The organism is Allobosea sp. RIT-PG3_2, assembly GCF_057321085.1.
This window is the reverse complement of the sequence record NZ_JBXWCA010000008.1, coordinates 46,868-59,513: the sequence shown is the minus strand read 5'-3', so window position 1 is coordinate 59,513 and position 12,646 is coordinate 46,868. Positions and strand designations below refer to the sequence as shown.

Genomic DNA, 12,646 nt, shown 5'->3' with positions numbered 1-12,646 from the left:
TTCGCCCGAGAATGACGGCTATGTGCCTCAGCGTTGGGCGAGTTCGGTCGCGGGCTTCCTCAACTCGCTCTTCTCGGCCATCGGCACGGGCTCCGGCGCAACCACCGCACCGGGCCGGACACGTTGCAGCCCGTTGACGACGATGCGTTCGCCGGGCTTCAGCCCGGCAGTGACGACCCGCAGCCCATCATGCGCAGCCCCCAGCGAGACTTCACGCCAGACCGCCTTGGCGTCATCGCCGACCACGAAGACGAACTTCTTGTTCTGGTCGGTGCCGACCGCCCGCTCGTTGATGACGAGCTGCGGCTCGGCCTTGGCCTGCCCGAGCTGCACGCGGACGAACTGGCCCGGCATCAGCCGGCCTTCCGGGTTGTCGAGCAGGGCGCGCACCCGCACCGTGCCGCTGGCGCCGTCGATGCCGTTGTCGACGAAGTGCAGCCGGCCGCTGACGCTCGTGTTGCCGCCAGCAGCCGTCGTCAGCTTCACCGGAATCTGCTCCAGCGCGCGCGAGCCGTTCGGCAGCGAGGCCAGCGCATCGAGCAGGCTGCGCTCGTCGGCATTGAACGCGGCATAGATCGGATCGACCGAAAGCAGGCTCGTCAGCACCTGCCCGCCGGCCGCGATCAGATTGCCGATGGTGACGTCGAGCCGCCCTATACGACCCGCGATGGGCGCGCGGATCTGGGTGTAATCGAGATTGAGCTGCGCCGTGCGGCGGGCGGCTTCGGCCGCGCGCAGATTCGCTTGCGCCTCACGCAGGGCATTTACGCGAGTGTCGAGGTCGCGCTGCGAGAGGTTGCGGCTGGCGCTGAGCTGCTGGCCGCGCTCGTTCTCGCTCTCGGCCAGTGCGACGCGCGCCTGCGCGGCGAGCACCTGCGCCTGGACCCGCTCCAGCTCGGCGAGATAAGGCGCCTGATCGATACTGACGAGCAGATCGCCCTGCTTGACGAGATTGCCCTCGCGGAAATGCACGGCCTCGACGACGCCGGCGACGCGCGAGCGCAGCTCGACGCGCTCGATTGCCTCGAGCCGGCCGGAGAACTCCGCCCAGGGCACGATCTCGCGCGCCTCGACGGTGGCGACGGAAACGGGAATGGCGGGCGGCGCGGCTGGCGCCGTGTCGCCCTGCGCGCGGTTGCCGGAAAGGCCGATGGTGATGATGGCGGCCAGAGCGACCGAGGCGGTGAGCCCGGCCAGCAGGCGACGACGGTTCGTTCCCTGAATCATGGGTCAAAATCCTTATGGAATGATCGGAATGGAATTGGCGAAGCGGCCGAGCGCTAGGGCGGCGCCGTCAGGGCATAGAAGGCCGCGATGGCGCCGCGTGTGGCGCAGAGGCAGGAACCTTCCTTCGGCGCCTCGGCATAGGCCTGCGGCCAATGCGTCGTCGCGTCGAGCTCGACATGGCGGACGGTCACGCCGGCCTTGTGCAGCCGAGTGGCATATTGTGCGGCCTCGTCGCGCATCGGGTCGTCCTGTGCGCTGATCAGCAGCGCCGGCGGCAGCCCGGTGAGACGCGTCGCCTGGAGCGGCACCGCATAGGGATGGGCCGCGCGCTCGGGCGTGCCGAGATAATCGGCCCAGCCATCTGCCCAGCGGCAACCCACCGGACCGGCCTGCACCTCGCGCAGCGAAGCGGTCGCGAGGCAGGCATCGAGCATCGGCGAAAGCAGGATCTGCCCGGCCAGCGCCGGCCCGCCACGGTCGCGGGCCATCATCGCCAGCGCCGCCGCCAGATTGCCGCCGGCCTCCTCGCCCGCGACATAGACCGGAGCCTTGCGAGCCGTCCATCGCGCGCGCCCTCTGGCGAGAGCCTCGAGCGCGACATAGATGCCTTCCAGCGTATCGGGGAAACGCAGCCCCGGGGCGAGCGGATAGGAGAGCGAGAACACCACCGCGCCAGCCTCGGTCAAAGCGGTAGCGACTGCCTGTCCCTCGGCGAGAGAGCCACTGTTGAAGTGGCCGCCATGCAGATGCAGCACGAGGCCGGCATCTTCAGGCACGTCCGCGGGCACATAGAGACGGCCCGCGACGCTCTCGCCACGCACGCTCAGGCTCTCGTCCCGCCAGAAGACGGAGAGAACCGGCTGCAGCCTCTGTGTTGCGATAGCGGGCATGGCTCACCTTCGCTGTTGCGTTGCAGCATGAGGTAGTGGGTGGCCTGATCGAAATAAATAGGCTAATCACTCATTCATTGTTTACACAGAGAAACAATCAGAGGGCACATGGACCAGCTCGGAGCCATGCGGGCGTTTGTCAGGGTCGTCGAAACCGGGACGTTCACGCGTGCGGCGGATCTCCTCGACATGCCGAAGCCGACAGTCACGAAGCTGATCCAGCAGCTCGAAGCGCATTTGCGAGCCAAGCTGCTGAACCGCACGACGCGGCGTGTGACGGTGACCATGGATGGGGCCGCCTATTACGAACGAGCGCTACGCCTGCTCTCCGAACTCGACGAGCTCGACGCCAGCCTGACGGTCGCGCAGGCGCGCCCGAGCGGACGGCTGAGGGTCGATTGCAGCTCAGCGCTGGCGATCTCGGTGATCATCCCGGCGCTGCATGAGTTTCAAGCCCGTTATCCCGACATCCAGCTCGACCTCGGACTCAGCGACCGTCCGGCCGACCTCATCGGCGAGAACCTGGACTGCGCGGTGCGCGCCGGCGAGATCGCCGACCAGAGCCTGATCGCCCGGCGGATTGGCGAGATGCAGCTCATCACCTGCGCTTCGCCCGATTATCTCGCCCGCTTCGGCACGCCGCGCCATCCGCGCGACATCGAAAGCGGACATCAGATCGTCGCCTACCGCCCGGCCCTGGGCGGACGCGTCTTGCCGATGATCTACCAGAATCGCACGGAAACGATCGAGATCGCCGGCCGCTACACCATTTCGCTCAATGACGGCACCGGGTATCTTGCCGCCGGGCTTGCGGGCCACGGCATCATGCAGCTGCCGACCTTCATGGCTCGCGAGCCGATCGCGGATGGGCGGCTGGTGCCGCTGCTGCTGGACTGGTGCGCGGCTCCAAAGCCGCTGCACATCGTCTATCCCCCGAACCGGCATCTGAGCAACAAGCTGCGCGTCTTCGTCGATTGGCTGGCGGAGCTGTTCGCCAGGGACAATCTGGTTCAGCGGCCCGGTGTCCCACCGCCAGCACAGTACGTGGAGACCGCCGCCTGAACTCGGTGGATTACCGAGCCGGCGGCTGAGGGAGCTGAAGATTCACCGCCGTTCTAGCCCATCATCCGCGCAACGATAGCGCGCAGCTCTGCCCGGGATAAGGTGGAAGATTGGGGTTTCCAGTTCGGAGAAGACTTAGGCGGCAATACATTTTGCGGAACTGCAACGGGCTGCTGCTTTTTGATCTGTTTAAGTCGCGTGATGTTTTTCATATCAATCCGATGGCGCACGGCTTTGCCGTCGCGCCTTGTAAAATCGCCGCACCGAAAGCTCCCAAGGAGCTGCGCACAGCGATCGATTTTTCGAGGGAGTGAGGCCGGCGCCTCGCTTGGAGGCAATGCCAGCTGATTGCTCTGTCGACCGCTATGGATAGCGAGTCATTGTGGCTAATCAACGTTGGCGTCGGCCAAACCGGTTGGTCAGATAATCTACTGTCTTCGATTGACGGCAACGCCATGCCGAGCGGCACGGCGGGGGCGCCTGTCAATGGCCTGCGTTGCTTCTTTTAGCATATTGAACGGCCGCAATATACGGTCGAGCAGAGCCATCGCTCCAGCAGGCCGGTCACGCCCAACACTGAGATGGGCCTGATCGTAAGGCGGTATCGATAGCCATCTCCCGATTGTCGAATTATCGGGCGATGCGACTCCGCCGGACAGTGCTTTTTGCGGCAGGCGCGCGCGGCGCACTGGCTGCAACCGCAGCAGCGGCTTCGGCCTCGGCCGCCTCTTTTGCCAGCCGGAGCGCGCGCAACTTGGCGGTCCGATCCCGAACCGCAGCCTGTTCGATCCGCAGAGCTTCGAGCGCGCTGTCCGCCTCGACACGACGTTGCGCCGCAAGCGTTGCTCTGCTCTGCGCTCGCAACTGAGCTTCGTCTGACGAAATCCGCTTGGTCGACATCGCAGAACTCCTTGGCGCTCTTAAACGCCAGCTGTCAGCGGCGCTTTCCGGCAGCACGCGTTTGCATGTACTGGACCGCTTCGAGAAGCACTTTGCGCGGACGATCAGCTTCGATTCTGGCTCGTTCGGCCGCGCGGGCTACTTCGCGAGCCCGTTCTTCCTGGCGTTCTTCTTCGGCGATACGCTCACGTTCGGCCGCTGCGAGACGTTCCTCTTCAGCGCGGATCCTGGCCTTCTCGCTCTCCCGTTCGGCTCGCGCCCCGGCCAAAGCTTCCCGCTCGGCGCGGCGTTGAACCATGATCGGGTCATCCGCCTTCGGGCGAGCCTGGAAGCGTTCGAGAAGCGCTTTCTTTGCGCTGGCCGAATGAGCCCGACGATCCGTGAAATTCTGCGGGTTGAAGCTCAAGCCTGTTTCCTCGCTATCACGCCAGCGCGGCGGGACGCGGCGGGCGAGCGGGACGCTCTGCACGCTTGGGAGTCGGGATCAATCCCTCGCGCTGGGCCTGCTTGCGCGCTGCCTTGCGGGCGCGGCGGACGGCTTCAGCTTTTTCACGGGTGCGGCGTTCAGACGGCTTCTCGTAGGAACGACGAGCCTTCATTTCGCGAAACACGCCCTCGCGCTGCATCTTCTTTTTGAGGACGCGGAGCGCCTGCTCGACATTGTTGTCGCGAACGAGAACCTGCATTCGGATATCCTTCTGGTAAAAGAAAAGGGCCGGGCTATCCCGACCCTCCGTGACCATCCGTCGCTTTATCGAATTAGGCGCCGGTACATCCGCGGTCGCCACACATCTCGATTATCGCGCCGGACGGCGTCTCGACTCACTCGGCCTGCAGATTATCCGCAGAAACCTTGCCGGAGCGCTTGTCCTGCACCAGCTCGTAGGAGACCTTCTGGCCTTCCTTGAGCGTGCGCAGACCAGCGCGCTCGACAGCGCTGATATGGACGAAAGCGTCCTGGCCGCCGTCTTCGGGCTGGATGAAACCAAAGCCCTTGTCGTTATTGAACCACTTAACCGTGCCGCGGGCCATGCTGACCTCCTGTAAAAAGCGACCGTGCATACGCAGCGGACGCCACGCATGTTTCGATTTGAGCAGGAAGTTCGTCAGCGGTGCGCAATAGGGCGCGGGGCCAATTCGTTCGGCCTAGATCGATTGCCGCAACATGAGCCCAACACGTGACTTTGTCAAACCTGACTGTTCTCGTGACAATTCCGGACGGGTTCCTCGCGGAGCTTATCGCTCGGAAAGAAACACTGGATTGCTGCTGTTTAGCAGCATTACGCGCGAGAGCGAAGCGGATGACGCCGGCCCGCTACGCTGCAGCAAGGCGCCTCAAAGCCATCTGGAGCGCCCGATCTGTGAGTCGGGCCCACGCCGTCGGCGAAAGCCCTCTAGGCATCGATGCCGCCCAGGCAGAGATACTTGATTTCGAGATAGTCCTCGATTCCGTATTTTGATCCTTCGCGGCCGAGTCCGGAAGACTTGACCCCGCCGAATGGCGCGACGGCTGTCGAGATCAGCCCCTCGTTGATACCGACCATTCCGTATTCGAGGGCTTCCGCCACGCGCAGGATCCGGCCGATATCGCGACTATAGAAATAGGACGCCAGGCCGAACTCGGTATCGTTGGCCATCTCGATCGCCTCCGCCTCCGTCTTGAAGCGGAACAGCGGCGCCACCGGTCCGAAAGTCTCCTCGCGGAATATCCTGGCTTCCCGCGGGACGTCGACCAGGATCGTCGGCGTGAAGAAGCTGCCGCCAAGCGCATGGCGCTTCCCGCCCGTGATGACTGACGCGCCGCGGCCGAGCGCATCGGCGACGTGATCTTCAGCTTTACGGACGGCGGCCTCGTCGATCAGCGGGCCGACGGCCACGCCGTCACCGAAGCCATCGCCGACCTTCATCGCCTCGACCGCCTTTTTCAGCCTGGCGGCAAAGGCGTCATAGATTCCGTCCTGTACCAGCAACCGGTTGGCACAGACGCAAGTCTGGCCGGCATTGCGGTATTTCGAAATCAACGCGCCTTCGACCGCCGCGTCGAGGTCGGCGTCGTCGAAGACGATGAAGGGCGCATTGCCGCCCAGTTCCATGCTGGTCTTCTTGATCGTCGGGGCGCACTGCGCCAGCAGGGCCGCTCCAACCTCGGTGCTCCCCGTGAAGGAAAACTTGCGCACATCGCGATTCGAGGTCATCTCGCCGCCGATTTCGCTGCCCGGCCCTGTGATGACGTTACAAACGCCCGCCGGAAAGCCCGCTCGCTCCGCCAGGACAGCGATCGCAATCGCCGAGAACGGCGTCTGGCTCGCCGGGCGCAGCACGCCTGCGCAGCCCGCAGCCCAGCCGGGGCCGGCCTTGCGCGTGATCATCGCAGCCGGAAAGTTCCAGGGTGTGATCGCCGCGAAGACGCCGATCGGCTCCTTCTGCACGATGATGCGGCGGCCGGGGAGATGCTGGGGAATGGTATCCCCGTAGATGCGCTTTCCCTCTTCCGCGAACCATTCGATGAAGCTGGCGGCATAAGCGATTTCATTGCGGCTCTCGGCCAGGGGCTTCCCTTGCTCCGCCGTCATGATCCGGGCGAGGTCTTCCTGATTCTCCATCATCAGCGCGAAGAGGCGCCGCAGTTTCACTGCGCGCTCCTGCGCCGTCAGCGCGCGCCAGGCCGGCTGGGCGCGCTTGGCCGCCGCGATCGCGCGGGCCGTCTCCTTCGCGCCGAGCGAGGGCACCCGGCCTATTGCAGCTCCAGTGGCCGGATTGGTGACCGAGATGCTCCGCCCCGAATCGGCCTCCAGCCACGCGCCGTCGATATAGTTCGCCTCGCGGAACAGAGAGCGATCCTTGAGCGTCGCCAGAAATGTTTCGTCGGCCATATGCGTGCTCCTCACTTGCCGTGTCCTCGCCGAGGCAGACTTCCGCCTGCCGCGATGCCGATGCGCGTCCCGGGCATCTAGTCCATCGGGCGCCCCTAATGATATATGATATTTATTGAAACGAGGAGATAGCCTGTGCTCAAGATTTTTGGTGCGCCAAGCCGTTACGTTCAGGGACCGGACGCGCTCAGCGGTCTCGGAGCTTTCGCGGCGAGGCTAGGGCGGCGTGCAGCGGTCGTCTCGGATCCGTTAGTCGGCAAGATGATCGGCGAGAGAGTTCTGCGATTATGCGCCGAGGAGCAGGTCGACGCCCAGCTCTCCCTGGTCGAAGGCGAGGTCACGCATCAGAAGATTGCCGCCGTCGTCGAAAGCGTGCGCGCTCATGCGCCCGATCTCGTCATCGCCGCGGGCGGCGGCAAAAGCATCGACATCGGCAAGGCCGTGGCCAACGCCCTCAAGACGCGTCTCATCACGGTGCCCACCGTCGCCTCCAACGACTCACCCACGAGCAAGAACTACGTGATCTACGATGACCGGCATCAGCTCGTCGCCGTGGAGCACCTGGCTTCCAATCCGGACTACGTCGTGGTCGACACATTGCTGCTGTCCAAAGCACCGAAGCATCTGTTTCTTGCCGGGATCGGGGATGCGATCTCCAAGAAGTTCGAGGCGGAACAGGCGTTCGCGGCAGGCGGCGCGAATATGTTCGGGGAACATTCGACTCTCGCGGCGCAGCTGCTCGCTGACGGCTGCTATCGCATACTCCGGGCCGATGCCGCGGCCGCGCTGGATTGTGCAGGCTCGGGAAGCCCGACGCCTGCATTCGAGCGAGCCGTGGAAGCCACCCTGTTGCTCAGCGGCCTGGGCTTCGAGAGCGGCGGCCTGTCGATCGCTCACGCGTTGACGCGGGGTTGGCCGGCCGTTCCGGGTGTCGCAGGGGCGATGCATGGGCTGCAGGTCGCCTTCGGGCTCCTGATCCAGTTGACGCTCGAAAAGCGGGATGACGCGATCGTCGCCGAGCTGGCCGAGTGGTACCGGACGGTCGGCCTGCCACGCAGCCTGGCTGATCTCGGAGCGGCCGAAGCTTCGCAGGCCTCGCTCATGGAAGCCGCAGGGCGGACCCTGACGGCGCCCCATGTCAGGAATTTCAAGCGGGCTTTGTCCGCAGAAGAGCTGGCGGCCTGCCTGGACACGTTCCGGCACGCGACTCCGATCTGAGCGGAGCGCCACGCCGACAGCCCAAAAAAACACGAAAGAGCCCATCAGGGCTCTTTCGATGTCATGCTTCAGGATTTGATCTTTGCGAGCGTCTCCCGCGCGACGCTCTCGATACCGCCGGCGTCGAGTTTGTAGTGCGCGCAGAGATGGGTCGGCGGGGCAATCAGGCTGTACTCGTCATGGATGCCGTGCCGCACCAGCTTGATGCCCGCTCCCTCGTCAGCCAGGACCTCGGCCACCGCAGCCCCCAGCCCGCCGAGCACATTGTGCTCTTCGGCCGTCATCAGGATCTTCGACCGGGACGCGGCTTTCAGAATGGCTGCGCGGTCGAGCGGCTTGATCGTCGCCATATCGATCACGCCGACCGAACGGCCTTCGCCGTTCAGCTTCTCGGCTGCTGCAAGCGCCGAGGAAACCGGCAGGCCGCAGGCGATGATCGTGAGTTCCTCGCCGATCCCGTGCTCGATGGCCTTGCCGATCGTGAACGGCGTATCGGAGGAGTAGACCTCCGGCTCGCGGCCGCGACCGATCCTGAAGTAGATCGGCTCGGGCCAATCGGCGGAAGCCTTGAGCGCGGCTTCGAACTGTGGGCCATCGGCCGGAGAGATGACCGTCAGATCAGCGATCGAGCGCATCGTCGCGATGTCCTCGGTCGCGTGATGGGACGTGCCATAGAATCCGAGGGAAATGCCGGTGTGATGCCCGATCAGCCTCACCGGCTGGCCGCCATAGGCCACATCCATGCGAATCTGCTCGCAGCAGAGCAGTCCGAGGAAGGACGCGAAGGTCGCCACGAACGGCATGTAGCCGGTCGTCGCCAATCCGGCAGCGGCCGACACCATGTTCTGCTCTGAAATGCCGAACTGGATATAGCGATCCGGATAATGGCTGGCGAACTTGTTGAGCCCGTTCGAATACTGCAGATCGGCGGATCCCGCGATTACCGGATGCCCGGCGTCAGCGAGGTGAATGAGCGCGTCCGAAAAATGGTTCAGGCCCGGCGTAATGGCGTTGAGCGCGCGATACTGCCAGGAATTCGGCGACATGGGCTGCGACATTGATCAAATCTCCGTGGCGAGGATTTCTTGGCGTACGCGTTCGGCATCGGCCGGATCGAGGTAGCCCAGGTGCCAGCCGGGTTCCGTTTCCATGAACGAAACGCCCTTTCCCTTGACCGTCTTCGCAATGATGCAGCAGGGCTGCGTCCTCCCCGCGTCGGCCTTCACCCGCCGCAGAAGCGCGGTCAGTTCATTCAGGTTGTGGCCGTCGACCACGTGGGTCTCCCAGCCGAACGCGCGCCAACGCTCGTCGAGCGGCTCGACGCCGATGACGTCGTCGACCGAACCGTCCAGCTGGAAGCCGTTTCGATCGACGATCGCAACCAGCCGCGACAGCCTGTGATGGGAGGCGAACTGAGCGGCCTCCCAGACCTGCCCTTCCTGCATCTCACCGTCGCCGACCATGACGAAGGTCGTGAAATCCCGGTTCTGCAGACGCCCGCCCCACGCAATGCCGGCACCGTTCGAGAGAGCGTGCCCGATGGAGCCCGACGAGAAGTCGACGCCCGGAACCTTGCGCATGTCGGGATGATCGCCGAGCGGATTGCCAAGACGGGTATAGCCGTCGAGCAACTCCTTCGTGATGAAACCCAGCTCGGCGAAGATCGGGTAAAGGCCGACCGCGGCATGCCCTTTTCCCATCAGGAACCGATCGCGATCCTCCCATTTCGGCTCGCCCTGGCGGAGGCTCATGACGTCGTAGTAGAGCGCCGCGAAGATCTCCGCGGCGGAGAAGACCGACGAGTAGTGCCCGACCTTCGCGATTTCGATGAGCCGTATGGTTTCCAGCCGGATGAACCGCGCCTTCTCGCGGAGCAGCGCGAGTTGTTCCGCCGTCAGCGCAAGCGAATTGCTAAGCTGTCGGTCAAGGGCGTCCGTTTCCATCTCATCACTCCATTGCTATATGATATATCATTTTCGGCAGACGCAGAGACCCGGGCCTTGGAGATCAGAGGCCCAGATAACTCGTTCGAAGATGGTCGTTCCCGAGCAGTTCGGACCCGGTGCCCGACATCGAGATCGTTCCGTTTTCGAGCACGTAGCCGTAATCGGCGATCTGCAGGACCTGGAAGACGTTCTGCTCGATGATGAGGATCGTCAGGTCCCGGTGCTTGATCTGTTCGATCGTCTCGAAGAGGCGGTCGACCATAATGGGGGCGAGCCCAAGAGACGGCTCGTCCAAAGCCAGAACCTTCGGACGCGCCATCAGGGCTCGCCCGACCGCCAGCATCTGCTGCTGCCCTCCGGACAGTGTCGAAGCGGCGAGCTTCTGGCGCTCCTCGAGGATCGGGAAAAGGTCGAAAACCTCTCGCAAAGTCTCGAGACGCCGTGCCCGCGCCGCTGTGTTCGTCGCTCCGACGAGAAGGTTCTCCCGGATCGACATGCCGCTGAAGAGCTGCTTGCCTTCGGGTGACTGGACGAAGCCCTTGGCGACGACGACGTGAGGCGGGACGCCGGTCAGCGACTCGCCATGCAATTTGACGTCACCCTTGGTCGGCCGGATGAGGCCCGAGATCGTGCGCAGCAACGTCGTCTTTCCAGCACCATTGGCGCCGATGAGCGCGACGATGGACTTGCTGGGCAGAGACAGTGTTACGCCGCGCAGAATCTGCTGATCGCCATAGCCGGACCAGAGATCGGAAACTTCAAGAGCGGGTGCCAAAGGAGTTCTCCCCAAAATAGGCCCTGAGAACCGCGGGTTGCTTCACCACCTCCGCCGGGCGTCCATTCGCGATCAGACTGCCGTTTTCCATGACGATGACGCGATCGGAGAGCCCCATGATCACCTTCATGACGTGCTCGACGATCAGGACCGTGATGCCGCGATCGCGCACCTTCTTCACGAGCTCGACCATTTCTCCCGCCTCGTTTGGCGTGGCGCCGGCCACGACCTCGTCCATCAGCAGCAGCTGGGGACGGGTCGCGATCGCGCGGCCGAGCTCCAGCTTCCGTCTGTCGAACGCCGTGAGGTCGTGTGCGTCGATGTCGCGCTTTTGCCGCATGTCCAGAAAGCCGACGATCTCGTCTGCCCAGTCACGGACTTCGCGGCGATCCGTCGACCGGGCGAAGCCGCCGACCATGATGTTCTCGACCGCAGTCAGCCCGCCGAAAGGCTTCGAGAGCTGGAACGTCCTGGCGACGCCGGCATTGCAGACCTCCCACGGCTTGGCGCCCGAAAGGTCCTTGCCGCCGAAGTGTATGGAGCCGGCATCGGGCTTGAGGTAGCCGGCTACCATATTGAAGGCGGTCGTCTTGCCGGCGCCATTGGGGCCGAGCAGTCCGAGGATCTCGCCCGCATGCAGGTCGAAGGACAGCTCCCTCACGGCCTGGACGCCGCCGAACCGCTTCGAAATGCCTTTGACTTCCAGAAGGGGGGCGGATGACATCAGTGCACCCTCCCCTTCACGGTATCCGCGCGAACCTTGGCGGGCGTCCGCAACCAGCGGCCGATCGGGTCGATCAGGCCCTTGGGGAAGTAGATGACGGCAAAGACCAGCGCGAGACCGTAGAGAACCAGATGAAGGCCGAGAAAATGGCCCCCCAGCATCGAGCGCGCGATCTCCGCGATCGGGTGGAGGATGAGAGCGCCAAGCACAGGCCCGAGAAGCGTGCCCTGCCCGCCGACGATTGACATGATCGCCATGTCGATCGAGAGGTCGATCCCCATGTTGCGTTCCGGATTGATGTAGCGAAAGAACTGGGCGTAGAACGCTCCGCCCAACCCGGTCATGAAGGCGCTCATAGCGAGGGCCAGCAGCGAGTAGCGCGTCGGATTGACACCGATAGCCTCGGCCCCATCGCGATCGCCGCGGATCGCCTTCAGATAGAAACCCAGCCGCGAACGCTCCATGACGAAGGTCATGGCGAGCAAGACAAGCAGCATCCCGAAGATGATGTAGTAATACTGTGTCTTCCCGGCAAACTGCATCGCGTAGAAGCTGTCTCCTCCGACGGGAGGAACCAGCAATCCCTGAGCGCCCTTGAGAGGCAGGCCCAGGAATTCGTCGGTGTTCTCGATCCAGATCCGCACGATTTCGGCAAACGCGATCGTCGTCAGCGTGAAGTAAGGCCCCTTGAGACGGAAGGTCGGGTAGCCAATCGCCAGGGACAAAAGCGCCGCAACCGCGCCGCCCGCGAGCATTCCGAACCAGGGCGAAAGACCCGTCATCGTGAACAGAAGCACGGTCACATAGCCGGTGATGCCGGAGAATACCGAGTGACCGAGCGACAACTGACCGACATAGCCGCAGACGAAATTCCAAGCCGAGGCCATGTAGGCAAAGTAGATGATCATGGTCGCGGAATGGAGGTGATAGGAATCACTCACGAACAGCGGCAGGGCGGCGCCGACGATGATCAGCGGCAGGCCCAGGACCGCATTCACGTCCCTTGTGTTGAAGGTCATCATGTCCTCGAC

At 63.8% G+C, this 12,646-nt stretch carries 14 protein-coding genes; 2 read left to right on the top strand and 12 right to left on the bottom strand.

Going from position 1 to position 12,646, the window contains the following annotated elements:
• Positions 1-27: 27 nt before the first annotated feature.
• Positions 28-1,227, bottom strand: a complete 1,200-nt coding sequence (locus AC2FAN_RS20820) for an efflux RND transporter periplasmic adaptor subunit (RefSeq protein ID WP_265050318.1) — start codon at positions 1,225-1,227, stop codon at positions 28-30.
• 53 nt (positions 1,228-1,280) lie between these two features.
• On the bottom strand, positions 1,281-2,117 hold the full coding sequence (locus tag AC2FAN_RS20815) for an alpha/beta hydrolase fold domain-containing protein (protein WP_485176135.1): 837 nt from the start codon (positions 2,115-2,117) through the stop codon (positions 1,281-1,283).
• Between the two features lie 108 nt (positions 2,118-2,225).
• On the opposite strand from AC2FAN_RS20815, the gene AC2FAN_RS20810 reads away from it, so the two are divergent.
• On the top strand, positions 2,226-3,179 hold the full coding sequence (locus AC2FAN_RS20810) for a LysR family transcriptional regulator (protein WP_265050320.1): 954 nt from the start codon (positions 2,226-2,228) through the stop codon (positions 3,177-3,179).
• Positions 3,180-3,809: 630 nt separating this feature from the next.
• On the opposite strand, the gene AC2FAN_RS20805 is transcribed toward AC2FAN_RS20810, so the two are convergent.
• The 5 genes from AC2FAN_RS20805 to gabD all read right to left on the bottom strand — a co-directional run bounded on the left by AC2FAN_RS20805 (position 3,810) and on the right by gabD (position 6,952).
• Positions 3,810-4,079: a transcriptional regulator gene (locus AC2FAN_RS20805; protein ID WP_485176134.1), complete on the bottom strand. Its 270-nt coding sequence runs from the start codon at positions 4,077-4,079 to the stop codon at positions 3,810-3,812.
• Positions 4,080-4,113: 34 nt separating this feature from the next.
• A complete protein-coding gene (locus tag AC2FAN_RS20800; protein ID WP_265050322.1) occupies positions 4,114-4,485 on the bottom strand; it encodes a DUF6481 family protein in 372 nt (123 codons plus the stop codon).
• Positions 4,486-4,501: 16 nt separating this feature from the next.
• A complete protein-coding gene (rpsU, locus tag AC2FAN_RS20795) occupies positions 4,502-4,765 on the bottom strand; it encodes a 30S ribosomal protein S21 (RefSeq protein ID WP_265050323.1) in 264 nt (87 codons plus the stop codon).
• Positions 4,766-4,901: 136 nt separating this feature from the next.
• On the bottom strand, positions 4,902-5,111 hold the full coding sequence (locus AC2FAN_RS20790; RefSeq protein WP_265050324.1) for a cold-shock protein: 210 nt from the start codon (positions 5,109-5,111) through the stop codon (positions 4,902-4,904).
• A 362-nt stretch (positions 5,112-5,473) separates the two neighbouring features.
• On the bottom strand, positions 5,474-6,952 hold the full coding sequence (gabD, locus tag AC2FAN_RS20785; protein ID WP_485176133.1) for an NADP-dependent succinate-semialdehyde dehydrogenase: 1,479 nt from the start codon (positions 6,950-6,952) through the stop codon (positions 5,474-5,476).
• 135 nt (positions 6,953-7,087) lie between these two features.
• Between gabD and AC2FAN_RS20780 the strand changes: the two genes are divergently transcribed.
• On the top strand, positions 7,088-8,170 hold the full coding sequence (locus AC2FAN_RS20780; protein WP_485176132.1) for a glycerol dehydrogenase: 1,083 nt from the start codon (positions 7,088-7,090) through the stop codon (positions 8,168-8,170).
• Positions 8,171-8,238: 68 nt separating this feature from the next.
• On the opposite strand, the gene AC2FAN_RS20775 is transcribed toward AC2FAN_RS20780, so the two are convergent.
• The 5 genes from AC2FAN_RS20775 to AC2FAN_RS20755 all read right to left on the bottom strand — a co-directional run bounded on the left by AC2FAN_RS20775 (position 8,239) and on the right by AC2FAN_RS20755 (position 12,637).
• Entirely contained in the window at positions 8,239-9,228 is a 990-nt protein-coding gene (locus tag AC2FAN_RS20775) for a transketolase family protein (protein ID WP_485176131.1), read from the bottom strand.
• Positions 9,229-9,231: 3 nt separating this feature from the next.
• On the bottom strand, positions 9,232-10,113 hold the full coding sequence (locus tag AC2FAN_RS20770) for a transketolase (RefSeq protein ID WP_485176130.1): 882 nt from the start codon (positions 10,111-10,113) through the stop codon (positions 9,232-9,234).
• Positions 10,114-10,177: 64 nt separating this feature from the next.
• Positions 10,178-10,891 carry an ABC transporter ATP-binding protein gene (locus AC2FAN_RS20765; RefSeq protein ID WP_485176129.1) on the bottom strand — a complete coding sequence of 238 codons (714 nt, stop codon included), beginning with the start codon at positions 10,889-10,891 and terminating at the stop codon, positions 10,178-10,180.
• Positions 10,875-11,615: an ABC transporter ATP-binding protein gene (locus AC2FAN_RS20760; protein WP_485176128.1), complete on the bottom strand. Its 741-nt coding sequence runs from the start codon at positions 11,613-11,615 to the stop codon at positions 10,875-10,877. The genes AC2FAN_RS20765 and AC2FAN_RS20760 overlap by 17 nt, the downstream gene beginning before the upstream one ends.
• The gene (locus tag AC2FAN_RS20755; protein WP_485176127.1) at positions 11,615-12,637 is read right to left on the bottom strand and encodes a branched-chain amino acid ABC transporter permease; all 1,023 of its coding nucleotides are present in this window, start codon (positions 12,635-12,637) and stop codon (positions 11,615-11,617) included. The genes AC2FAN_RS20760 and AC2FAN_RS20755 overlap by 1 nt, the downstream gene beginning before the upstream one ends.
• Positions 12,638-12,646: the final 9 nt, after the last annotated feature.

What these genes read in the sequence shown, in the direction of transcription:
- AC2FAN_RS20810 (WP_265050320.1), top strand. Translation starts at nt 2,226, where the DNA reads ATGGACCAGCTCGGAGCCATGCGGGCGTTTGTCAGGGTCGTCGAAACC.
- AC2FAN_RS20815 (WP_485176135.1), bottom strand. Translation starts at nt 2,117, where the DNA reads ATGCCCGCTATCGCAACACAGAGGCTGCAGCCGGTTCTCTCCGTCTTC.
- AC2FAN_RS20820 (WP_265050318.1), bottom strand. Translation starts at nt 1,227, where the DNA reads ATGATTCAGGGAACGAACCGTCGTCGCCTGCTGGCCGGGCTCACCGCC.
- gabD (WP_485176133.1), bottom strand. Translation starts at nt 6,952, where the DNA reads ATGGCCGACGAAACATTTCTGGCGACGCTCAAGGATCGCTCTCTGTTC.
- AC2FAN_RS20775 (WP_485176131.1), bottom strand. Translation starts at nt 9,228, where the DNA reads ATGTCGCAGCCCATGTCGCCGAATTCCTGGCAGTATCGCGCGCTCAAC.
- AC2FAN_RS20805 (WP_485176134.1), bottom strand. Translation starts at nt 4,079, where the DNA reads ATGTCGACCAAGCGGATTTCGTCAGACGAAGCTCAGTTGCGAGCGCAG.
- rpsU (WP_265050323.1), bottom strand. Translation starts at nt 4,765, where the DNA reads ATGCAGGTTCTCGTTCGCGACAACAATGTCGAGCAGGCGCTCCGCGTC.
- AC2FAN_RS20760 (WP_485176128.1), bottom strand. Translation starts at nt 11,615, where the DNA reads ATGTCATCCGCCCCCCTTCTGGAAGTCAAAGGCATTTCGAAGCGGTTC.
- AC2FAN_RS20770 (WP_485176130.1), bottom strand. Translation starts at nt 10,113, where the DNA reads ATGGAAACGGACGCCCTTGACCGACAGCTTAGCAATTCGCTTGCGCTG.
- AC2FAN_RS20790 (WP_265050324.1), bottom strand. Translation starts at nt 5,111, where the DNA reads ATGGCCCGCGGCACGGTTAAGTGGTTCAATAACGACAAGGGCTTTGGT.
- AC2FAN_RS20755 (WP_485176127.1), bottom strand. Translation starts at nt 12,637, where the DNA reads ATGATGACCTTCAACACAAGGGACGTGAATGCGGTCCTGGGCCTGCCG.